Source organism: uncultured Albimonas sp., from assembly GCF_963977235.1.
Classification (GTDB): Bacteria; Pseudomonadota; Alphaproteobacteria; order Rhodobacterales; family Rhodobacteraceae; genus Albimonas.
The window spans coordinates 15,662-37,383 of record NZ_CAXBOD010000026.1; the positions used below are offsets into that span (position 1 = coordinate 15,662).

Annotated in this window: 22 protein-coding genes and 1 riboswitch; of the genes, 10 read left to right on the forward strand and 12 right to left on the reverse strand. The window is 70.3% G+C overall.

Annotation, left to right across the window (positions count from 1 at the left end):
* Positions 1 to 57 precede the first annotated feature (57 nt).
* Genes AAC134_RS13240 through AAC134_RS13255 form a run of 4 tightly spaced genes read left to right on the forward strand, consistent with a single transcriptional unit; the run spans position 58 to position 4,836 of the window.
* Positions 58 to 1,206, forward strand: a complete 1,149-nt coding sequence (locus AAC134_RS13240) for an MlaE family lipid ABC transporter permease subunit (RefSeq protein ID WP_339949571.1) — start codon at positions 58 to 60, stop codon at positions 1,204 to 1,206.
* Positions 1,206 to 2,012, forward strand: a complete 807-nt coding sequence (locus AAC134_RS13245) for an ABC transporter ATP-binding protein (RefSeq protein ID WP_339949572.1) — start codon at positions 1,206 to 1,208, stop codon at positions 2,010 to 2,012. Before AAC134_RS13240 ends, AAC134_RS13245 begins: the two co-directional genes overlap by 1 nt.
* 11 nt (positions 2,013 to 2,023) lie before the next feature.
* Complete coding sequence (locus AAC134_RS13250) at positions 2,024 to 4,147, forward strand: MlaD family protein (protein ID WP_339949573.1); 2,124 nt, start codon at positions 2,024 to 2,026, stop codon at positions 4,145 to 4,147.
* Positions 4,144 to 4,836 (forward strand): ABC-type transport auxiliary lipoprotein family protein, encoded by a 693-nt coding sequence (locus AAC134_RS13255; RefSeq protein WP_339949574.1) that lies wholly within the window; start codon positions 4,144 to 4,146, stop codon positions 4,834 to 4,836. Before AAC134_RS13250 ends, AAC134_RS13255 begins: the two co-directional genes overlap by 4 nt.
* Positions 4,837 to 4,894: 58 nt before the next feature.
* On the opposite strand, the gene AAC134_RS13260 is transcribed toward AAC134_RS13255, so the two are convergent.
* A complete protein-coding gene (locus AAC134_RS13260) occupies positions 4,895 to 5,608 on the reverse strand; it encodes a M48 family metallopeptidase (protein ID WP_339949575.1) in 714 nt (237 codons plus the stop codon).
* 203 nt (positions 5,609 to 5,811) lie between these two features.
* Here AAC134_RS13260 and AAC134_RS13265 point away from each other — a divergent pair, with 203 nt between their 5' ends.
* The gene (locus AAC134_RS13265; RefSeq protein WP_339949576.1) at positions 5,812 to 6,720 is read left to right on the forward strand and encodes a sulfotransferase domain-containing protein; all 909 of its coding nucleotides are present in this window, start codon (positions 5,812 to 5,814) and stop codon (positions 6,718 to 6,720) included.
* 267 nt (positions 6,721 to 6,987) lie between these two features.
* Here AAC134_RS13265 and AAC134_RS13270 read toward each other — a convergent pair whose 3' ends face one another.
* From AAC134_RS13270 to AAC134_RS13295, 6 genes are all read right to left on the reverse strand, one after another.
* Entirely contained in the window at positions 6,988 to 8,175 is a 1,188-nt protein-coding gene (locus AAC134_RS13270; protein WP_339949577.1) for a VWA domain-containing protein, read from the reverse strand.
* A 174-nt stretch (positions 8,176 to 8,349) separates the two neighbouring features.
* Positions 8,350 to 8,772, reverse strand: coding sequence for a cupin domain-containing protein (locus tag AAC134_RS13275; protein ID WP_339949578.1), 423 nt, complete (start codon positions 8,770 to 8,772; stop codon positions 8,350 to 8,352).
* 148 nt (positions 8,773 to 8,920) lie between these two features.
* Positions 8,921 to 9,352, reverse strand: coding sequence for a hypothetical protein (locus AAC134_RS13280; RefSeq protein WP_339949579.1), 432 nt, complete (start codon positions 9,350 to 9,352; stop codon positions 8,921 to 8,923).
* An 11-nt stretch (positions 9,353 to 9,363) separates the two neighbouring features.
* Positions 9,364 to 9,537, reverse strand: coding sequence for a hypothetical protein (locus AAC134_RS13285; protein WP_339949580.1), 174 nt, complete (start codon positions 9,535 to 9,537; stop codon positions 9,364 to 9,366).
* Complete coding sequence (locus tag AAC134_RS13290) at positions 9,534 to 9,980, reverse strand: GNAT family N-acetyltransferase (protein WP_339949581.1); 447 nt, start codon at positions 9,978 to 9,980, stop codon at positions 9,534 to 9,536. The genes AAC134_RS13285 and AAC134_RS13290 overlap by 4 nt, the downstream gene beginning before the upstream one ends.
* A 159-nt stretch (positions 9,981 to 10,139) precedes the next feature.
* Positions 10,140 to 10,979 (reverse strand): MoxR family ATPase, encoded by an 840-nt coding sequence (locus tag AAC134_RS13295; RefSeq protein WP_339949582.1) that lies wholly within the window; start codon positions 10,977 to 10,979, stop codon positions 10,140 to 10,142.
* A 429-nt stretch (positions 10,980 to 11,408) separates the two neighbouring features.
* On the opposite strand from AAC134_RS13295, the gene dksA reads away from it, so the two are divergent.
* The 5 genes from dksA (at position 11,409) to AAC134_RS13320 (ending at position 15,573) form a co-directional block, all read left to right on the forward strand.
* Positions 11,409 to 11,831, forward strand: a complete 423-nt coding sequence (dksA, locus tag AAC134_RS13300; RefSeq protein ID WP_339949583.1) for an RNA polymerase-binding protein DksA — start codon at positions 11,409 to 11,411, stop codon at positions 11,829 to 11,831.
* 275 nt (positions 11,832 to 12,106) lie between these two features.
* Positions 12,107 to 12,215, forward strand: a riboswitch (TPP riboswitch).
* Positions 12,216 to 12,310: 95 nt separating this feature from the next.
* Positions 12,311 to 13,270 (forward strand): ABC transporter substrate-binding protein, encoded by a 960-nt coding sequence (locus AAC134_RS13305; protein ID WP_339949584.1) that lies wholly within the window; start codon positions 12,311 to 12,313, stop codon positions 13,268 to 13,270.
* Positions 13,271 to 14,026 carry an ATP-binding cassette domain-containing protein gene (locus AAC134_RS13310; RefSeq protein WP_339949585.1) on the forward strand — a complete coding sequence of 252 codons (756 nt, stop codon included), beginning with the start codon at positions 13,271 to 13,273 and terminating at the stop codon, positions 14,024 to 14,026. It begins immediately after the preceding gene.
* Positions 14,023 to 14,775: an ABC transporter permease gene (locus tag AAC134_RS13315; protein ID WP_339949586.1), complete on the forward strand. Its 753-nt coding sequence runs from the start codon at positions 14,023 to 14,025 to the stop codon at positions 14,773 to 14,775. Before AAC134_RS13310 ends, AAC134_RS13315 begins: the two co-directional genes overlap by 4 nt.
* Positions 14,776 to 14,985: 210 nt before the next feature.
* Entirely contained in the window at positions 14,986 to 15,573 is a 588-nt protein-coding gene (locus AAC134_RS13320) for a VPLPA-CTERM sorting domain-containing protein (RefSeq protein WP_339949587.1), read from the forward strand.
* Positions 15,574 to 15,606: 33 nt separating this feature from the next.
* Here the strand turns inward: AAC134_RS13320 and betA are convergent, their stop codons facing one another.
* Genes betA through betI form a run of 5 tightly spaced genes read right to left on the reverse strand, consistent with a single transcriptional unit; the run spans position 15,607 to position 21,611 of the window.
* Positions 15,607 to 17,268 (reverse strand): choline dehydrogenase, encoded by a 1,662-nt coding sequence (gene betA, locus AAC134_RS13325; RefSeq protein ID WP_339949588.1) that lies wholly within the window; start codon positions 17,266 to 17,268, stop codon positions 15,607 to 15,609.
* A gap of 11 nt (positions 17,269 to 17,279) precedes the next feature.
* A complete protein-coding gene (locus tag AAC134_RS13330) occupies positions 17,280 to 17,933 on the reverse strand; it encodes a glutathione S-transferase family protein (protein WP_339949589.1) in 654 nt (217 codons plus the stop codon).
* A gap of 11 nt (positions 17,934 to 17,944) precedes the next feature.
* A complete protein-coding gene (betB, locus tag AAC134_RS13335; RefSeq protein WP_339949608.1) occupies positions 17,945 to 19,408 on the reverse strand; it encodes a betaine-aldehyde dehydrogenase in 1,464 nt (487 codons plus the stop codon).
* On the reverse strand, positions 19,408 to 20,925 hold the full coding sequence (betC, locus tag AAC134_RS13340) for a choline-sulfatase (RefSeq protein WP_339949590.1): 1,518 nt from the start codon (positions 20,923 to 20,925) through the stop codon (positions 19,408 to 19,410). Before betC ends, betB begins: the two co-directional genes overlap by 1 nt.
* Entirely contained in the window at positions 20,922 to 21,611 is a 690-nt protein-coding gene (betI, locus tag AAC134_RS13345; protein WP_339949591.1) for a transcriptional regulator BetI, read from the reverse strand. Before betI ends, betC begins: the two co-directional genes overlap by 4 nt.
* Positions 21,612 to 21,722: the final 111 nt, after the last annotated feature.

Here is a 21,722-nt window from a genome sequence, read left to right on the forward strand (position 1 = left end):
GATGCCATTCGCGCGAGCGGGCTTGCGATTCCCGGTCCCACCCGCGAGGGTCTGGCCATGGCCGCTTCGCTCACCCGCTCCGCGCCCCCGGCGCTCGCCGTCGAGGATGGACCCGACCGCGCCGTCGCCCGGTTCGGCGGCCGCCTGGTCGTGGCCGGGCTCGTGGCGCTCGAGAAGATGGCCGCCGATCTGCGCCCTCCCGCGGGCAAGCCGGTGACGCTGGATCTGAGCGAGGTCGAGGCGCTGGACACCGCCGGCGCCTGGCTGATCCTGCAGCTCAAGGCCCGGCTGGAGCGCGAGGGCGCGGATGTCGAGATCGCCCCCGGAGAGCCCGCCCGCGCCGCCCTGATCGAGACCGTCGCCCGCGCCCTGCCGGACGCCGAGGACGCGGCCCCCGGCCGGCGCGGCTTCGTGGCCTGGGTCGAGGGCATCGGCGCCTCGGTCGTGGGGATCAAGGACACGGCGGTGTCGCTGCTGGGGTTCCTGGGCCTGACGCTGGCGCGGCTGACCGCGGGCATCCTGCGCCCCTGGACCCTGCGCCGCGCGGCGCTGTTCCATCACATGCAGGAGGCGGGCTTCAACGCCTTCCCGATCGTGGCGCTGATGAGCTTCCTGATCGGCATCGTGCTGGGCTTTCAGGGCGCGAGCCAGCTTCAGCAGTTCGGGGCGGAAGTCTTCGTGGTCAACCTGATCGCCATCTCGCTCCTGCGCGAGCTGGGGATCCTGCTCACCTCGATCATCGTGGCGGGCCGCTCGGGCTCGGCCTTCGCGGCCTCGATCGGGTCGATGAAGATCCGCGAGGAGATCGACGCCATGCGCACGCTGGGGCTCGACCCCATCGACGTGCTGGTGGTGCCGCGCACGCTGGCGCTGCTGATCATGCTCCCCGTGCTCGGCTTCATTTCCAACATCGCGGGCCTTCTGGGCGGCGGGCTGATGGCCTGGGTGGATCTGGGCGTGTCGCCCGGCATGTTCGTCACCCGCCTTTATGAGACCACAGGCGTCTGGCACCTGATCGTGGGCATGGTGAAGGCGCCGTTCTTCGCGATCGTCATCGCGGTGGTCGGCTGCTGGCAGGGCATGCTGGTGGGCGGCTCGGCCGAAAGCGTCGGCCAGCGCACCACCCAGGCGGTCGTCACGGCGATCTTCCTGGTGATCGTGATCGACGCAGTGTTCTCGATCTTCTTCTCGGAGATGGGCGTTTGATGGACGGCTCCCCCGACGCGCTGCACGCGACCCCGCCGACCGAGCGGGAGGCGGTGATCCGCGTGCGCGGCCTGGTCAACCAGTTCGGCCCCCAGGTGGTGCACGAGAACCTCGACCTCGACGTGATGCGCGGCGAGGTGCTGGGCATCGTCGGCGGCTCGGGCACCGGCAAGTCGGTGCTGCTGCGGACCATCGTCGGGCTCAACCGGCCCAAGTCGGGCTCCATCGAGGTGTTCGGCCAGGACGTGCTGTCGATCTCGGACAAGGACCGGCGCGAGGTCGAGAAACGCTGGGGGGTGCTGTTCCAGGACGGCGCGCTGTTCTCCTCGCTGACGGTGCTCGAGAACATCGAGGCGCCGATGCGCGAGCATCTCAAGCTCTCGCCCGCGCTGATGCGGGCGCTGGGGAACCTGAAGGTTCGTCTGGTGGGGCTGCCGGGCTTTGCGGGGACCAAGTTTCCCTCCGAGCTTTCGGGCGGCATGCGCAAGCGCGCAGGGCTCGCGCGGGCGCTGGCGCTGGAGCCCGAGATCGTCTTCCTCGACGAGCCGACCGCCGGCCTCGATCCGATCGGGGCGGCGGCCTTCGACGACCTCATCAAGCAGCTTCAGGAGAGCCTGGGGCTGACGGTGTTCATGGTGACCCACGACCTCGACAGCCTGCACGCGATCTGCGACCGGATCGCGGTGCTGGCCGAGAAGAAGGTGCTGGTGACCGGCAGCATGAAGGACATGCTGAGCGTCGATCACCCCTGGGTTCACGAGTATTTCCACGGCCCCCGCGCGCGCGCCGCGCAGGGCCAGGACTAGGAGACACGCGCATGGAGACGCGGGCGAACTACGTCCTGATCGGCGCCTTCGCGCTGGCGGGCCTGATCGGGGCGCTGGGGTTCCTGCTGTGGCTCGCCAAGGTGCAGGTCGACCGCAGCTACGCCTATTACGATGTGCTGTTCGACAGCGTCTCGGGGCTGAACGAGGCCGGGGGCGTGCGCTTCAACGGCCTGCCGGTGGGGCAGGTGGTCAGCCTCGGCCTCGACCAAGACGACCCTTCGAAGGTGCGAGTGACGCTGGAGGTCGACGCCGACGTGCCGGTGAAGACCGACACCGAGGCGACGCTGGAATCGCAGGGCGTCACCGGGGTCAGCTATGTGTCCCTGTCGGGCGGCACGTCCGGCGCGGCGCTGCTGAGCGAGCAGTCGGGCCGCCAGGTGATCCCCTCCAAGCCCTCCGCCTTCCAGTCGCTGTTCGAGGGCGCGCCGGAGCTGCTCAACCAGGCGATCAGCCTGCTCGAGGACGTCAAGGGCTTCGTCAACGACGAGAACCAGCAGGCGGTCAACGACATTCTGGCCAACGTCGCGGACGCGTCGGGCAAGCTCAACGCCACCCTGACCACCGTCGACACGCTGTCGACCGACGTGGGCGCGGCGGCCAAGAAGCTGACCGATTTCACCGACCGGCTGGACGCGCTGGCCGACACCGCCGACGAGACGCTGCGCACCGCGACCGACGCGATCGACAAGTCCAAGGCCACCATCGACGCGGCCACCACCACCATCGACACCGCCGGCCAGGCCTTCGCCTCGGCCGACCTGCTGATGAAGGACCGCATCCCCGGCCTGCTGACCCAGGGCGAGACCACGCTGAAGGCCGCCGAGGAGGCGGTCCGCGGCGTGCAGGAGCAGGTCGGGCGCACCATCGAGACCGCCGACGCCCTGATGCAGACCCGCGTGCCCGAAGCCGTCGACCGCGTCTCGGAGGCCGCGCTGGCCCTGCAGACCACCACCACCGCGCTCGGCGGACGCGCCGCCGAGACGCTCGACCGCTTCGCCGAGGCCGGCGCCCAGGCCGCCCTGCGCCTGCAGGAGGCCGAGCAGACGCTCGCCGACCTCAAGACGTCCATGGCCAACGCCGACCGGCTGATGGCCTCGCTCCAGCAGACCTCGGACACGGTCAACGCGCTCGCCCAGGGCGAGGGGCAGGCCCTGATCGGCGAGGCGCGCACCGCGCTCGCCTCGGCCGACACGCTGATGAACGACCGGCTGGGCCCGCTGGCCGACGCGGCGCGCGAGACCACGATCAACCTCGACCAGCGCATCGCCACTCTCTCGGACGACGCCAGCCGGCTGATCGAGACGACGCAGGCGCGCCTCGACGCCACCCAGGAGGTGATGGCCAAGGCCTCGACCGCCATCGACCAGGCGACCGCGACCATGGCCTCGATCCAGCAGACCTCGGACGGGATCGACACGCTCGCCCGCGGCGACGGCGCGGCGCTGGTGGCCGAGGCCCGGCTCGCGGCCACGGAGGCGCGCGAGGCGATCGCGAGCATCAACCTCGTCGTGCAGACCGACGTGCCGAGCCTGGTCGCCGAGGTGCGCGCGGCCGCGACCACCGCCAACCAGGCGATCCAGACCGTCAGCGCCGACATCTCGCGCTTCTCGGGCAAGCTCGAGCCGCTGACGCTCGAGGCCGAGCAGGCGTTGGCCACGGCCTCGGCCACCTTCGCCAACGCCAACGGCACGCTCGCTGCGATCACCGAGGCGATGGGCAAGGCCGACGGGGCGCTGACCGCGGCCCAGGCCACCTTCGACAACGTCAACGGCCTGGTCGAGGGCGACATCGCCGCCACCATCGCCGACGTGCGCCAGGCGGTCGGCTCGCTGGAAGGGACCGTCGAACAGATGTCGGCCGACTTCGAGGCGATCACCGGCGACGTGAAGGGGGCCGCGGGCTCGGCCAACCAGCTGATCGGCAACCTCAACCAGACGCTGGACCGCAACCAGTACCAGGTCGACGACTTCCTGCGCACGGGCCTGCCCCAGTTCGTCCGCTTCGTGGAGGAGGGCCGGCGCCTGATCTCCAACCTCGAGCGCATTTCCAACCGGGTCGAGCGCGATCCGGCGCGTTTCATCCTCGGCACCCAGTCCTCGGAGATCTCTCGATGAGCTCGACCGTCTTCCGCCGCGCGTTCCTGGCCCTGAGCGTGGCCGCGGCCCTGTCAGGCTGCGCCGAGCTGGCCCGGCTCGGGGGCGTGGCCACGGCGCCGGACCTCTACGCCCTGTCGCCCAAGAGCACGTTCGACACCGACCTCCCCCAGGTCGACGCGCAGATCGTGATCGAGGAGCCCTCGGCCGACGCCTCGGTCAACACCGACCGCATCGCGATCAAGCCCAACCCGCTGCAGGTGAAGTATTTCGCCGGCGCCCGCTGGGTGGACCGCGCGCCCCTGGTGGTGCAGCGGCTGCTGGTCGAGAGCTTCGAGAACACCGGCCGGGTCGGCGCCGTCAGCCAGAGTTCGGTGGGTCTGCGCAACGACTTCACCGTGGTCAGCGACCTGCGCGAATTCCAGGGCGAGCTGCTCAACAGCGAGTCGAGCGACGCGACCGCAACGGCCCCCGAGGCCCAGCGCGTGCTGGCCCGCGTGCGCCTGAACGTGAAGCTGATCCAGGAGCCGCAGGGCATCATCATCGGCTCGCGCAGTTTCCCCGGTTCGGTCGAGGCCGACGAACCCGGCATGCTGTCGGTGGCGCGCGCCTTCGACGACGCGCTGGGGGCGGCGATGCGCGACGCGGTCGAGTGGTCGATCCGGGCCATCGACGAGGCCGAGGAACGGCGCGGCGGCTACCGCTACTGAACCCGCCCGCCGGCGCCGCCCCGGATCGGGGGCCGCGCCGGTCGGGCGTCGGGGGCGATCAGGCCTTGCCGCGCAGCGTCGGGTCGGGGGCCTTGCCGCCGTCCCACTCGGCATGCAGCGCCTCGATGGCGCGGGCGCGTTTCTCGGAGGGCGGGTGGCTCATCAGCCAGGCGATCCCGGTCGAGGAGGGGCCCATCTTGTCGAGCTTGCGCAGCAACTCGGCCTGCGCCGCCCGGTTCAGACCGGCCTTGCGCATCACCGCCGCGGCAAAGGCGTCGGCCTCGAACTCGTCCTGGCGCGACAGGCGGGCGGCCAGCAGGCTCGCGAGCATCGCCCCCACCCACGGGCCGATGAAGGGGATGAACCGCCCCAGCACCGCCACCGCCACCCAGCGGATCGCGTTCTGCCCGGTCCAGTCGATCATCCGCCGGCGGGAGTGGCCCAGCCCCACGTGCCCCAGTTCATGGGCGACGATCGAGGCGACCTCGTCCGTGCTCACCCGCCCCAGCCGGTGCTGGTCCAGCACGCCCGAGGTGACGAAGACCCGCCCGTCAGGCGCGGCCAGTCCGTTGAACGCCGGCACGTCGTAGACATGCGCCTTGAGGTGGGGGATCTCCAGCGCCCGCCCCAGGCGGCGCACCGCGGCCTCGAGCTCGGGGTGATCGAGCGGGCGCGCGCGCTCGGCCAGCTCGCGCTTCAGCCGCCAGGCGGAGAAGCGCCAGGCGACGAGGGCGTAGCCGATGACCAGCAGGAAAGGCAGGAGCTTGAGCATCGCCTGTAGATAGGGCGTCGGGCCCCCCGTGTCAGCCTCGCGTCACGGCCGGGCGCGAGCAAAAACCGGGCGCGGCGCGGGAAGCGGCTTGATCCGTGCGCCGGGCGCGTCACACTGACGTCACGCCGCGTGAGGCAGGACGGTCCTGCGCCACCGCCACGGCGCCTCCGCGCCCCGACGCGGCCATACAGGGAGCCTCCGCCATGTCCGCCGTTCCGCAGAAGACCCGCGAGCTGCGCAACCACCATTTCGACTCGACGATCTGGAACGATTTCCCGTTCCGCGACGACGACGTGATCGTCGCGACCTACGCCAAGTCCGGCACCACCTGGACCCAGCAGATCGTGGCCCAGCTGATCTTCGGGGGCGACGAGGCGCTCTCGGTCGCGGAGATCTCGCCCTGGATGGACCTGCGCCTGCCGCCGGCCGAAGTGAAGCTCGCCGCGGTCGAGGCCCAGACCCACCGCCGGGTGATGAAGACCCACCTGCCGGTGGACGCGCTGGCGATGTCTGCGAAGGCCAGGTACCTCTACATCGGGCGGGACGGGCGCGACGTGCTGTGGTCGCTCTACAACCACCATGTCACCGCCAACGCCGACTGGTACGCCGCGATCAACGACACGCCGGGCCGGGTCGGTCCCCCGATCGGCCGGCCCGAGGGCGACGTGGTCGAGTATTTCCGCGCCTGGCTCGCGCAGGACGGCCACCCGTTCTGGCCCTACTGGGAGAACGTGCGCAGCTGGTGGGCGATCCGCGACCTGCCCAACGTGATGCTGGTGCATTTCGAGGATCTCAAGCGCGACATGGAGGGCGAGATGCGCCGCATCGCCGAGTTCCTCGGGATCGAGGTCGACCCCGCCCGCTGGCCCACGATCCTGCGCGCCTGCACCTTCGAGCACATGAAGGCCAACGCCCACCTGACCGCCCCGCTCGGCGGCGCCTTCTGGGACGGGGGCGGCGCGAGCTTCATCAACAAGGGGGTGAACGGCCGCTGGACCTCGGTCCTGCCCGAAGCCGACCGCGCCGCCTACGAGGCCCGCGCGCTCTCCGAGCTCGACCCCGACTGCGCCCGCTGGCTGGCCGAGGGCCACGGCGCCCGCGTCGCGGCCTGACGCGAAGCGTCTGGCTTCCGGAACCGTCTTTCGTCGATGCCAATCAGATCGACGGTTCCGGAGGACGGCCGCGGCCCTGCTGTTGGCCGGGGCAAGGTTCTTGGGCGAGGCAGCAGCGACGCTTCCGTTGAAGCCGGATCCCTCGCACGACCGGATGCCCCCGTCATCATGCCCCCGTCATCACCCGCGCCCAGCCCGCGACGGGCCGCGCGCAGGACCTCGTCCCACACGCACGGCACGACGCGCCGCCTTTGCGCTGGCTGCGCCCTACTTGCTGAGTTCCTTCGTGGCCTCGGTCAGGCCCTCGACGGTCATCGGGTGCATGCGGCCGGCGAAGATTTCCTGGATCATGCCGATCGAGTGGGTGTAGCGCCACTGACGCTCGGGGACCGGGTTGATCCAGGTGCAGGAGGGCCACTTGTCGATGGCGCGCTTCAACCAGACCTCGCCCGATTCCTCGTTCCAGTGCTCCGAGGCGCCGCCGGGATAGGCGATCTCGTAGGGGGACATCGAGGCGTCGCCCACGAAGATGCACTTCCAGTCCCGGGGAAACTTGTTGAGCACGTCGTGCGTCGGGATCTTGTCCGACCAGCGACGCTTGTTCTCCTTCCACACGCCCTCGTAGAGGCAGTTGTGGAAGTAGTAATGCTCCATGTGCTTCAGTTCGGAGGTGGCGGCCGAGAACAGCTCCTCCATCACCTTGATGTGGTCGTCCATCGAGCCGCCGACATCGAGGAACAGCACCACCTTCACGGCGTTGCGCCGCTCGGGCCGGGTCTTCACGTCGAGATAGCCGTGCTCGGCCGTCGAGCGGATGGTGCCGTCGAGGTCCAGCTCCTCGTCCGCGCCGTCGCGGGCCCAGCGGCGCAGGCGCTTGAGGGCGACCTTGATGTTGCGGGTGCCGAGCTCGACGTTGTCGTCGAAGTCCTTGAACTCGCGCCGGTCCCAGACCTTCACCGCCTTGCGGTGGCGCGATTCCTTCTGGCCGATGCGCACGCCCTCGGGGTTGTAGCCGTAGGCGCCGAAGGGCGAGGTGCCGGCGGTGCCGATCCACTTGCTGCCGCCCTGGTGACGCTCCTTCTGCTCCTCCAGGCGCTGGCGCAGGGTCTCCATCAGCTTGTCGAAGCCGCCGAGCGCCTCGATCTCGGCCATCTCCTCCTTGGAGAGGTGCTTCTCGGCCATCCGGCGCAGCCATTCCTCGGGGAGGCTGATCGCCTCGGACCCTTCGGGCGCGCCGGAGATCGCCTCCAGCCCCTTGAACACCTCGGCGAAGACGCGGTCGAACTTGTCGATGTTCCGCTCGTCCTTCACCAGCGCCGAGCGGGAGAGGTAGTAGAACCCCTCCACGTCGTACTGCACCAGGCGCTTGTCCATGGCCTCCAGCAACGTGAGATACTCACGCAGGCTGACCGGCACCTTGGCCTCCCGGAGGCCCAGAAAGAGATCGGTGAACATGGGGGCATACTAGCAAGTATGCCCCGCTCCGGTCGAGGGGCTTGCGAGGCCGGCCGCGAGGAATTCGCCGACCGCCGGCAAGGGGCGTGCCGGGCCGGGGACGCCGGGCAGGGGACCCGGAGCGCCGCGGCACGCGCGGCAGGGGTTCACTGGGCCGGGGTCATTGGGCGGGGATCACTGGGCGGGGGGCACGTGGATGTCGATGGCCAGGATCTCGACCGGCTGCTCGCCGACGGTCCACCAGTGGGTCTTGGCATGGTCGGCGGGAATCACGTCGCCGGCGCGGTAGAGCGTGGTCGTGCCGTCGTCGAGATGCTCGGTCGCCTCGCCCGACAATACGTATTCGATCGAGGGCCGCTCGGCGTGGGCGTGGCGGGCGACGACGCCGCCGGGCTCGACCCGCAGCCAGCGGGCGCGCAGGACGCGGGTCCCGGTCTCCTGGAACTCGGGGGCGAGCGGCATCTCGTGCAGGAGACGGCCCGAAAGGCCCTGGTTGGCCGTGGGCGGCTCCTGCGCCAGGGCCGGCGGGCAGGCGAGCGTCAGCAGGCAGGTCAGCGCCAGCGGAGCGCGGCGCGCAGTCGGGAGAATCGCAGGCATCGGTCGTCCCTCATCCTCGGCGTCTGTCATTTTCGGCCTCGGGGCGTCCCGGGCGCCTGTCGCCGATCCCGCCGCCCAACGCGTGAGCGGGCGTGGCTGCGCCCGCGCGGGGGTGGCAGGGACGGAGCGAGGCGGGCCGCGCCCCGCCTCAGGGGCCCTTGAGACAGTCCAGAAACGCCTCGCCCGAGGGGCTGAGCGGCGGCACCGGCACCCGGTCGGAGTCGTTCTGCAGGATCGAGAGGCTCGAGCCTCCGCTCTGGGCGGCCACGAGCGTCACGACCTCGATCGTCGAATCCTCGGTGTGCCACAGGCGCTTGGAGACCAGCGCGTCATAGCCCAGCGCCCGGAAGTCAGGCAGGCCCATCGGCTCGAACGCATAGAACACCGGCGAGTCGAGGCCCTGGGCCGGCGGGCCCAGGTACTGGCGGTCGCGCGCTGGGTCGTAGACCCCGCACCAGGTTTCGCGGTCGATCTCGGCGATCTCGCGCGAGAAGGCGGCCTCCTCCGAACGCTCCCGGCGCCACTGCTCGGCGTGTTCGCAGGCCGCCAGAAGCGGGGTTGCGGTCAGGAGGGCAAGCATGGCGATCCGGCTCAATTGAAGAACCCCTGCCAGTCGCCGAGGGTGGCGACGATGTAGATCACCATAACAACTGCGATGCCGTGAATCACGCCATATCGCAGCCGGTCGGCCGTGCCCCCGCCGGCCTTGCGCGCCCGCCACCAGCCCAGCGAGAAGGACAGGACAAAAGCGATCAGCAGGATCATCGGCGATACTGGATGAACGGCGACCGGGTGGCGACCTGGTCGTAGAGCATCCGGCCCTTGTAGTTGAACTCCTGCGTCATCCAGTAGACGGCGGGCGTGCCGGCGGCGTCGGCCGCGGCGTAGACCGCCTGGATCAGCTGGCGGCCGACGCCGCCGCCGCGCACGTCCGGATCCACGAACAGGTCCTGGAGGTAGACGATATCCTCGGTCCGCCAGTTGTGGCGGTGGAAGATGTAATGGACCAGGCCCATCAGGCCGGCGCCGTCGGGGCGCTCGACCACCAGGGCGTTCAGGTCGGGGTGCTCGTCCGAAAGGTTCCGGGCGAAAGCGGAGGCGTAGACCGCCTCGGGGACCGTCGTCTCGTAGAACTCGAGATAGAGGGTCCAGAGGCGGCGCCACTCGGCCTCGTCGGCCGGGCGCAGGGGGCGGATCACGATGCTCATGCCCGCGGTTGTGGCGCCGCGGGCGGCGCGGGGCAAGCGGTCAGGGAGTCGCCGGCTCGGCAGACTTCGCGCGGCGCAGGCTCGAAAGCCCCGGAGCGGGTCCGGGGCTTTCGTCGTCTCGGCGGTCTCCGCGTGGCGTCGCCTGGCCGGGCGGGCGTCTCAGCGCTCGCGGCGGGCCATGAAGGCCAGCCGCTCGAACAGGTGCACGTCCTGCTCGTTCTTGAGCAGCGCCCCGTGCAGGCGGGGCAGGGCGTCGGTGGGGTTCTGGCGCAGGTCGGAGGCGTCCAGATCGTCGGCCATCAGCAGCTTCAGCCAGTCCAGCACCTCGGAGGTCGAGGGCTTCTTCTTCAGGCCGGGCGTGTCGCGGATGTCGTAGAACTGGGTCAGCGCCCCGCGCAGCAGGTTCGACTTGATGTCGGGGAAGTGAACCTTGACGATCTGCGCCATCGTCTCGGCGTCGGGGAACTGGATGTAGTGGAAGAAGCAGCGGCGCAGGAAGGCGTCGGGCAGTTCCTTCTCGTTGTTCGAGGTGATCAGCACGATCGGGCGGACCTTCGCCTTCACCATGCGGCCGGTCTCGTAGACGTAGAATTCCATGCGATCGAGCTCCTGGAGGAGGTCGTTCGGGAACTCGATGTCGGCCTTGTCGATCTCGTCGATCAGCAGCACGACCTTCTGCTCGGCGTCGAACGCCTCCCACAGCTTGCCCTGCTTGATGTAGTTGGCCACGTCGCGCACCCGCTCGTCGCCGAGCTGGGAATCGCGCAGGCGGCTGACCGCGTCGTATTCGTAAAGGCCCTGCTGGGCCTTGGTGGTGGACTTGATGTTCCACTCGATGATCGGCAGGTCGAGCGAGGCGGCCACCTGCCGCGCGAGCTCGGTCTTGCCGGTGCCGGGCTCGCCCTTGACCAGCAGCGGGCGCTCCAGCGTGATGGCGGCGTTCACCGCGATTTTCAGGTCCTCGGTGGCGACGTAGTCGCGCGTGCCTTCGAACTTCATGGGCCTCGGCCGCTCCCCGGTGCGTTTCTCCCGCGTCCGCCGCCGACGTCGCTCCTGACCGGAGCGTTCCGTCTGGCGGTCGGGACGCCTCACGGGATTGGTTGCACATACGGGCGGGTATGGGCAAGGGCGAGGCGCCCTCGCGCGGTTCCGCCGCGTCGGGGCGCGCCCCGAGGGGATCGGGCGCCGCAGAAATGTGCGGACCTTTGCGGCAGGGCGCCGAAAGAAAGAGCAACGACTGCAACGCGTGTCGGTAACGAACCTTTCGCGTGACTTAATCGTGACCCGGGTCTATACGAAGCCGCGGCGACGCGAGGAGCGTGGCGCGACAGGCCCTCCGGCAGACGCTGCGGCGCGTCGGGTGAGGAGGCCGCCAGCTCCTGCCCGGGTCGCCACGGGGTGGCAAGACGAGCATCGAGGTGCCTGGCGATGAAGTCCGAAATCGTGCTTGAGGCCGAGTATTTTCCGTCCGAGGACGAACCGTTCATGAATCCTCGGCAGCGGGAATACTTCCGCCGCAAACTGACCGACTGGAAAGAAAGCATCCTGGCCGAAAGCCGCAGCACCCTCGAGGGACTGCAGGAAAGCGGCCAGTCCGTTCCCGACATCGCAGACCGCGCCTCGGCCGAGACCGACCGCAGCCTCGAGCTGCGCACCCGGGACCGCCAGCGCAAGCTGATCTCCAAGATCGATGCGGCCCTGCGCCGGATCGAGGACGGCTCCTACGGCTACTGCAACGTGACCGGCGATCCGATCAGCCTGAAACGGCTGGACGCGCGCCCGATCGCGACGCTGAGCCTCGCCGCGCAGGAGATGCACGAGCGTCGCGAAAAGGTCTATCGCGACGATTGATCCTCCTCCCGCTTCGCAGCGCACGGGAGATCGAGAGGCCGGCCCGGCGACGGGCCGGCTTCTTGCGTTCGGGCAGTCGAGTATCGCCCCCGCAACCCGAGGGGCGCGGCGGCGGGGCGATTCGAACCGGATCGCCTGCCCAAGGCGACGTAACGTCAATAATATACATGCGCCGGGCGCGATGTGAAAAGCAAAACTGTGCCGCCGTGAAACGGTCGTCGGCGCCGCGCCTCGCCGGGCGCGTTGACAGCGCGGGGCAGGGCGCGTTAGCTCGGGCGCATCCGTCGGGGGGTCCCAGCAGGGGCTGAGAGGTGCGTCGAGCGCATCGACCCGTCGAACCTGATCCGGGTCATGCCGGCGAAGGGAAACGGATCCGACGCGCGCGCCCTTGGCCGCCCTGCGTCCGCCGTCTCGCCTCCGTCAGCCCGTCCCGGTGGTGCAACCGCGTCGCCGCCGGCGGCGCCCGGACGAGGCCCGACATGCTCCGATCCTCCGCGCTTTCCGCCGCGCTCGCCGCGCTCGCCCTCTCCGCCGCGCCGGCCGCGGCGCAGGAGAAGCTGACCCTGGTGCTCGACTGGTTCGTGAACCCCGACCACGGCCCGATCGTCGTGGCCCAGGAGAAGGGCTGGTTCGCCGAGGAGGGGCTGGAGGTCGAGATCGTGGCCCCCGCCGATCCCTCCGATCCGCCCAAGATGACCGCCGCGGGGCGCGCCGACATCGGGGTGGGCTACCAGCCCCAGCTTCACCTTCAGGTGCACGAGGGGCTGCCGCTGGTCCGCGTCGGCACGCTGGTCGCCACGCCGCTGAACTGCCTGCTGGTGATGGCCGACGGCCCGATCCGGGAGGTCGCGGACCTCAAGGGCGGCAAGATCGGCTACTCGGTCGCCGGCGTCGAGGAGGCGCTGCTGACCGCGGTGCTCGGCAAGGCGGGCCTGACGCTCGACGACGTGGAGCTGGTCAACGTCAACTGGTCGCTGTCGCCCGCCGTCATGTCCGGACAGGTCGACGCGGTGATCGGCGCCTTCCGCAACTTCGAGCTCAACCAGATGGAGATCGAGGGCCGGCCCGGCAAATGCTTCTACCTCGAGGAGGAGGGGCTGCCCGCCTATGACGAACTGATCTTCCTCGCCAACCCCCAGACCATGGACCGCGAGGTCATCGCCCGCTTCCTGCACGCGATCGAGCGGGGCACCCAGTTCATCGTCAACCACCCTCAGGAAAGCTGGGAGATCTTCGCCGGCTCCTCGGCCGAGTTGCGCGACGAGCTGAACGAGAAAGCCTGGGCCGACACCATCCCCCGCTTCGCCCTGCGCCCCGCCGCCTTCTCGGCCGGCCGCTGGGCGACGTTCGAGGCGTTCCTGGCCGAGGCCGGGCTGATCGACGAGGCCTGGCCGGTCGAGCGGTTCGCGATCGACGTCACCGCCGCGCCGGCCGAGTGAATGCACCCTCCCGGCCTGCGCCTGACCGGTCGGCTGGACCTGGTTCCCGGCGAGGGGGGCGGCCCGCCGCTGCCCCCGCTCACGCTCTCGGCGCCCGCCGGCCGCTGGACCTGCCTGCTGGGCCCTTCGGGCGTGGGCAAGTCCACGCTGCTGCGGCTGCTGGCGGGCCTGCCCACGGGGGTGGGTTTTGCGGGCGAGGCGAGCGACGACGCCGGCCGCCCGCTCGACGGCCGGGTCTCGTGGATGGCGCAGAGCGACCTGCTGCTGCCCTGGCTGAGCGTGAGCGAGAACGTGGTGCTGGGCGCCCGCCTGCGCCGCGAGCGCCCCGACCGCGCCCGCGCGCGCGAGATGATCGAGGCGGTCGGCCTCGGCCCCCACGCCGCCAAGACCCCCTCCGAACTTTCGGGCGGGATGCGCCAGCGCGCCGCGCTCGCCCGTCTGCTGATGGAGGACCGGCCCGTGGCCCTGCTCGACGAGCCCTTCGGCGCGCTCGACGTGCGCACCCGCGCCGAGATGCAGGCCCTGGCCTTCCGGGCGCTGGCCGGGCGCACGGTGCTGCTGGTGACCCATGACGCGCATGAGGCCGCGCGCCTCGGCCATCGCATCCTGCTGCTGACCGAGTCCGGGCTGGTCGAGGCCGAGCCCCCCGCCGGCGAGCCGATCCGCGATCCCGCGGGCGCCGAGGTGCTGGCCGCACAGGCGAGCCTGACCCGCCGCCTGCTGTCGCGCGACCCCGTCGCGGAGGCCCGCGCATGAGGGGCGGTTCGGCCGCGGGCGGGCTGGCGGCGGCGCTGGCGCTGCTGGCGATCTGGCAGGGGGTGGTGTGGGCGACGGCGGTCGCGCCCTTCATCCTGCCCTCGCCGCTGCGGGTCGCGCAGGCGCTGTGGACCAGCCGGGCGCTGATCGCCGAGCATGGCGCGATCACGCTCGTCGAGGTGCTGGCGGGGCTGGCGCTCGGCGCGATCCTGGGCGCGGGCACGGCGATCCAGCTCGCGCTGTCGCCGCTGGCCCGCCGGCTGCTGCTGCCCGCACTGGTGTTCAGCCAGGCGGTGCCGGTGTTCGCGCTGGCCCCGATCCTGACGCTCTGGATGGGCTACGGCATCGGCTCGAAGATCCTGATGACGGTGCTGATCATCTATTTCCCGGTCACCTCGGCCTTCTACGACGGGCTGCGGCGCACCGATCCCGCGCTGCTGGACCTTTCGGCGGTGATGGGCGGCTCGCGCTGGTCGGAGCTGATGCGCCTGCGGGTGCCCGCCGCGCTGCCCGATCTCGCCTCCGGCCTGCGGCTGGCGGCTGTCTACGCGCCCATCGGCGCGGTGATCGGCGAGTGGGTGGGCGCCTCGAAAGGGCTTGGCTACCTGATGCTGCTGGCCAACGGGCGGGCCAAGACCGACCTGATGTTCGCGGCCCTCTTCGTGCTCGCGCTGGGGGCGGTGCTGCTCTACGTGCTGCTCGGCCTCGCCGCGCGCCGGCTGGAACGCTGGAGCCGCACCGGTCGTTGATCGGCGCCAATCGTTCCATCGGTCTTCCAAACGTTCCAAAGATGCCAGGGCGGCGGGCGATTGCCGCTCCGGGGGGCGCTTCGTAAAGTCGGTGCAACGTCCCGGCCGCCGCGCGCCGTTCTTGCGCGTGCCGGACGGCGTGGCCTTCGGGAGTCGAAACGCGCGTCGTGGGGATGCGCGGCGCGCCCCGGTTCGTGGGGAACCCACCGAATGTACCGACTGCTGACCGGGGCGGCCGCCCTGTGCTGCCTTCTCGCCTCGCCCGCCGCTGCGCTCACTTACGAGGTGTCGCTGCCCACGCTGGTCGGCGGGCCCGAGCAGATCACCGTCACCGGCACGATCACCACCGACGGCACGCTGGGCGAGATCGACCAGGACTCGATCACCGACTGGTCGCTGAACTTCGTCGGCACCGACGGGCTGAACGAGACGATGACCTCGACCAGCTCGTCGTGGGGCGAGCCCGAACTCTACGCCTGGGGGCTGCTGGCGACGCCCGAGGCGCTGTATATCTCCGAGGATCTCGGGGGATATTTCCAGGTCGGCTACTTTGACGACACTTACTCGAGCGAGTTCTTCCTCCAGTTCTCGTCGGATCAGTTCCTGCTGACCGTCTCCGACACCGAGGCGTTGATCTACATCTTCGCCTTCGCCGATGCGCCGGCCAATCCCGTGACCCCGGGCGACACGCTGCTGGCCGAGGCGCAGGTCTCGGCCGTGCCGCTGCCCGCCGCCGCGGGCCTGCTGGGCGCGGCGCTGGCGGGGCTGGGCCTGTTCACGCGTCGCCGCGTGGCCTGAGGTCCGGGGCGGAGGGGACCCCCTCCGCCCGGTTCAGCGATCGCTCTCGCGCCAGCGCGGGTTGATCCAGGGCTCGGCGTTCTCGGCGGGCAGGGGCGGACGGCCGAGGATCATGTCCGCGGCCTTCTCCCCCACCAGGATCGAGGGCGCGTTGGTGTTGCCGTTGGTGACCCGCGGAAAGATCGAGCTGTCGGCGACCCGCAGCCCCTCGACCCCGATCACCCGGCACTCGGGATCGACCACCGCGCCCGGATCGTCCGCCCGACCCATCCGGCAGGTGCCGCAGGGGTGGTAGGCGCTTTCGGCATGCTCGGCGATGAAGGCGTCGAGGTCGGCGTCGGACTGGAGCGCCTCGCCCGGCTGGATCTCCTTGCCGCGGAAGGGGGCGAAGGCGGGCTGGGCGAAGATCTCGCGCGTCATGCGGATGCAGCGGCGGAAATCGACCCAGTCCTGCTCGGTCGACATGTAGTTGAAGACGATCCTCGGCGCGTCCGAGGGGTCGGCCGAGCGGAGCGTGACCTCGCCCCGCGACTGGGCGCGCATCGGCCCGACATGGGCCTGGAAGCCATGCCCCTCCGCCGCCGCCAGGCCATCGTAGCGCACCGCGATCGGCAGGAAGTGGAACTGCACATCGGGATAGTCGACGCCGGCGCGGGAGCGCACGAAAGCCGCGCTCTCGAACTGGTTCGAGGCGCCGAGCCCGCGCTTGAACAGCAGCCACTGCGCGCCCGACCAGGCTTTTCCGAACAGGTTCCAGTGTTTGTAGAGCGTGATGGGCTGCGTGCAGGCCTGCTGCACGTAGACCTCGAGGTGGTCCATCAGGTTCGCGCCCACGCCCGGCCGGTCCGCCTTGACGGCGATCCCGTGCTCGGTCAGCTGCGCGCCCGGCCCGATCCCCGAAAGCATCAACAGCTTGGGCGAGTTGATCGAGGAGGCCGCCAGGATCACCTCGCGCCGCGCCCGCACGATCTCGATGGCGCCGCCGCGCTCGACCTCGACGCCGGTGGCGCGGCCGTCCTCGATGACGATCCGGCGGGCGAGGCAGCGGTGCAGGTTCAGGTTGCCGCGCCTGAGGGCCGGACGCAGGTAGGCGTTGGCGGCGGACCAGCGGCGGCCCTTCCAGACCGTCTGCTCCATCGGGCCGAAGCCCTCCTGCTTCTCGCCGTTGTAGTCGTCGGTGCGCTCGTATCCCGCCTGAGCTCCGGCCTCCACGAAGGCGTGGAACAACGGATTCTCGCGCGGGCCGCGGGTGACGTGCAGCGGGCCTTCGCGGCCCCGCCAGTCCGGGTCGCCGCCGTGACCGCCGTCGTGCCAGCTCTCCATGCGCTTGAAGTAGGGGAGCACGTCGGCATAGCTCCACCCCGCCGCGCCCTGTTCGGCCCAGTGGTCGTAGTCGCGCGCGTGGCCGCGCACATAGACCATGCCGTTGATCGAGGACGAGCCGCCGATCACCTTGCCCCGCGGCACCACCAGCCGCCGGTCGTTCAGCCGGGGCTCGGGCTCGCTGACATAGCCCCAGTCGTAGCGGGACATGTTCATCGGGTAGCTGAGCGCGGCCGGCATCTGGATGAAGGGGCCCGCGTCGGTCCCCCCGTGCTCGAGCACGATCACCGAATGCTTGCCGTCCTCCGACAGCCGAGCCGCCAGCGCCGAGCCCGCCGAGCCGGAGCCGACGACGACGAAATCCGCTTCCATCTCAACGCCTTTCACTTCGGCCTTAAACCGTCGAAGGAGATCATCACGTGCTCGGCAAAGGCGGGGCGGCCCTTCAGCGCCTCGTAGTAGCGGGTCACGTTGGGATGCGGGGCGAGGGTCAGTTCACCCGTCGCCTGAAGCTCGTGGAGGCGATACAGCAGGTGGCCCGGCACGATGTCCGCGAAGGAGAAGGTTCCGCCGATCCAGGGGGATGTCGCCAGATGGTCATCCAGGATCTTCACCACGGCATTCAGCCCGCCGATGGCGGTCTCCAGCGCCGCGACGTCGCGCTGCGCCTCGCTCAGGCGGACCAGCGGAATGAAGACCGGCGCGATGAAGGCCGCCCCGAAGGTGACCTTCCCCCATTCCGCCCACGTGTCGAGCCGCGCGCGCGCCAGAGGGTCGGCGGGCCAGAACGCCTCGTCCCCATGCATCGCCGCGAGACAGCGCACGATGGCCGCACTCTCGAAAAGCGTCTCGTCCCCGATCTGAACCGTGGGCACCAGGCCATTGGGATTCATCGCAAGATAGTCTGGCGTGCGCGTCCCCCCGAAGGGACCGCCGACGTCGAGCCGCTCGACCTCGAGCCCGAGTTCTGCGGCGCACCACATCACCGTCTGTACGTTGGAGGAGGTGGCGCGGCCGTGCACCGTGATCGTGGACATGCGCAATCTCCTCAGTAGGGCGCGTCGACGGGGGTCAGGCCCACGTAGATGGTCTTGCGCTGGGAGTAGTTTTCCAGCGCCGCCAATGCGTTCTCCCGCCCCAGTCCCGAGGCTTTCACGCCCCCGAAGGGGATCTCGACCGGCGTCAGGTTGTACTGGTTGATCCACACGATGCCGGCTTGCAGCGCGTGCGCCACCCGGTGCCCGCGCGCGAGATTGGCGGTGAACACGCCGGCCGCGAGCCCGTAGGGCGTGGCGTTGGCCCGCGCGATCGCCTCCTCCTCCTCGTGGAACCGCAGCAGGGAGAGAACCGGACCGAAGATCTCCTCACGCGCGATGGTCATCGTGTCGGCGACGTCGGCGAAGATCGTGGGCTCGACGTAACAACCGGCTTCAAGGCCCTGCAAGGCCGGGACATTCCCGCCGTGCACCAGGCGCGCGCCCTCGGCGCGGCCGGCCGCGATGAACTCCATCACCTTCGCGTGCTGCGCGGCGGTGACCAGCGGGCCCATCTGGGTCGCCTCGTCCATCGGGTCGCCCAGGCGGATGGCGGCGGTGCGCTCGGCCAGCCGGTCGAGGAAGCGGTCGTGGAGCGCGTCCTGCACGAACACCCGCGTGCCGTTCGAGCAGATCTGGCCGGCGGAGTAGAAGTTCCCCAGCATCGCGCCGCCGACCGCATCCTCCAGCGAGGCGTCGTCGAAGACGATCATCGGAGACTTGCCGCCCAGCTCCAGCGTCGCGTGCTTCAGCCCCGCGGCGGCCGCGCCATAGACCTTGGCGCCGGTGGGAACCGATCCGGTCAGCGAGACTTTCGCAACGCGCGGGTCATCGATCAGCGCCGCGCCCACGTCGCCAAAGCCCTGCACGACGTTGAACAGGCCCGGCGGCGCGCCGGCCTCGACCAGGATCTCGGCGACCTTGAGGGCGCAGAGGGGGGTCGTCTCGGATGGCTTGAAGATCATCGCGTTGCCGCAGGCGAGCGCGGGGGCGGCCTTCCAGCAGGCGATCTGGGTGGGATAGTTCCAGGCGCCGATGCCCACGCACACGCCCAGCGGCTCGCGCAGCGTGTAGGCGAAGTCGCCGCCCAGCGCCGCGGATTCCCCCCCGTGGCCGGCGATCACGCCGCCGAAGAACTCCAGGCTGTCGGCCCCGGAGGCGGCGTCGGCGACCAGCGTCTCCTGCAACGGTTTGCCGGTGTCGAGGGTTTCGAGCTCCGAGAGCTCGCGGTTGCGGGCGCGGATCAGGTCGGCGGCGCGACGCAGGACGCGGCCGCGGGAGGCCGGGGGCAGGGCGGCCCACTCGCTCTGCGCGCGGGCGGCGGAGGCGAGCGCCGCCTCGATCACCGCAGGGGTGGCGGCGTGCAGCCGGGCCACCGTCTCGCCGGTAGCCGGGTAGACGCACAGGATCTCCCGGCCGGCGCTATCTTCCAGATACCGCCCGTCGACGAAGTGGGAGGCGGTGGGTTGGGCGCGCATCATTCCCCCCTCGGGTAGCGCTGGGAATCCTCCAGCACGTTCAGGTCCATGTGGTTGCGCATGTAGCGTTCCGAGGCCTTCTGCAGGGGCTGGAAATCCCACGGGTAGTAGGCGCCGTTGCGCAGCGCCTCGTAGACGATCCAGCGGCGGGCCTGGCTCTCACGCACCTCGGCGTCGAAGGCGGGAAGGTCCCACAGCTCGGCGACCTTCGCGGCGAAGCGCGCGGCGGTCTCGGCATGGGCGGGGTCGTCGGCGAGGTTGCTCAGCTCATGCGGGTCGGCCGAAAGGTCGAAAAGCTGCGGCGGGTCCAGTTCGCAGTGCACGTATTTCCAGCGGTCCTGGCGCAGGCAGACCAGCGGCGCATGGGAGCCCTCTGCCGCGTACTCGATCCGCACGGGGGTGTCGCGGGTCCCGCCCCGGGCCAGCGGGACCAGATTTTCGCCATCGGTCCAGGGCGCTATCTCGGAGATATCGACCCCCGCGAGCGCGCCGAGCGTCGGCGTCACGTCGATGGTGGAGACCGGCGTCTCCTCCCGCCGCGGCGCAAGTCCGGGGGCGGCGATCATCAGCGGGACCCGCGCGGAGCCCTCGAAGAAGCTCATCTTGAACCACAATCCGCGTTCGCCGAGCATGTCGCCGTGGTCGGAGAGGAACAGGACGATCGTGTCCTCCTCCTGCCGGGTTCCGCGCAGGGCCTCGAGGATCTCGCCAATCTTGTCGTCGAGATAGGAGATGTTGGCGAAATAGGCCCGGCGCGAGCGGCGGATGTCCTCGCCGGTGATGTCGAACTTGCGCCAGTCGTTGGCGTCGAACAGGCGCCTGGAGTGCGCGTCCTGCTCGGCATAGGGAATGACCCCGATGGGCGGCGCCAGATGCTCGCAATCCTCGTAGAGGTCCCAGTACTTGCGGCGCGCCACGTAGGGATCGTGGGGGTGGGTGAAGCTGACGGTCAGCATCCAGGGCCGCTCGTCCTGCCGCCGCCCGAGATCGTAGACCTTGCGCACCGCATGGTAGGCGACCTCGTCGTCATACTCGAGCTGGTTGGTGATCTCGGCCACGCCCGAGCCGGTCACCGAGCCCATGTTGTGATACCACCAGTCGATGCGCTCGCCCGGCTTGCGGTAGTCGGGCGTCCAGCCGAAATCGGCGGGGTAGACGTCGGTGGTCAGACGCTCCTCGAAGCCGTGCAGCTGATCGGGCCCCACGAAATGCATCTTGCCGGACAGCGTCGTGGCGTAGCCCGCGCGCCGCAGGTGATGAGCGTAGGTGGGGATCGAGGAGGCGAACTCGGCCGCGTTGTCATAGACCCGGGTGCGCCGGGGCAGCTGGCCCGACATGAAGCTCGCCCGCCCCGGCGCGCACAGCGGCGAGCCGGTGTAGGCGTTGGCGAAGCGCACCGAGCGCGCGGCCAGCGCCTTGAGGTTGGGCGCATGCAGCCAGTCCGCCGGACCGTCGGGGAACAGCGTCCCGTTCAGCTGGTCGACCATCAGGATCAGGATGTTGGGGCGGGACGTCATTCGGCGGGAAGCCTCCGGACTTCGCGAAGCGGTTTCGGACCGGGCGCGGCGCGCCCCTCGTTCGGGTCGGGCGCGGCGCGCCCCTCGTTCGGATCGGGCGCGGCGCGCCCCTCGGCGAGGTGAAGATCGACGTAGTCGAGGGTCAGGCGCTTGGCCTCGGCGGCGCCGGGGGCGCGGTCCTGCAGGGCGCAGCGGATGTAGAGCCCGTCGATCATCGAGGCTATGCCCTGGGCGATTCGCCTTGCCGGCGCCTCGCCGACCAGCGGGCGCAGGTCGTGCACCAGGTTCGAATCGAGCCGGCGCGCATAGACCCGCAGCAGCCGCGCGGCCTCGGGCGAGGTCTGCGCCAGGACGTAGAACGCCAGCCACGAGGCGACGCATTCGCGGTCGAACTGCTCGGGCGAGAACGAGGCCTCGACCAGCGCGCGGATCCGGGCGGCCGAGCCCTGGGCCGCGGCCTGCCGGATACGGACGGAAGCCCCGAATTCCCGCAGGATATGACGCATCGCGGCCAGGAAGATCTGGTCCTTGGAGCCGAAATAGTGGTGGGCCAGCGCCGCCGAGACGCCGGCCCGCGCGGCGATCTTTCCGACCGTCACGTCGAGCGAGCCGACCCGCCCGATCTCGGCGATCGTGGCGCGGATCAGCGACTCGCGGCGCAGCGGCTCCATCCCGATCCGGGGCATGGCGGCGTCCTTTTCCGAACTCAACCGTTTACATCCGGCCTCAACTGTTTTTTGATTGAGGCGTCAATCAAAAGCAACCCGCCGCGTGGCGCGCCTTTGCAGGGACCGCCG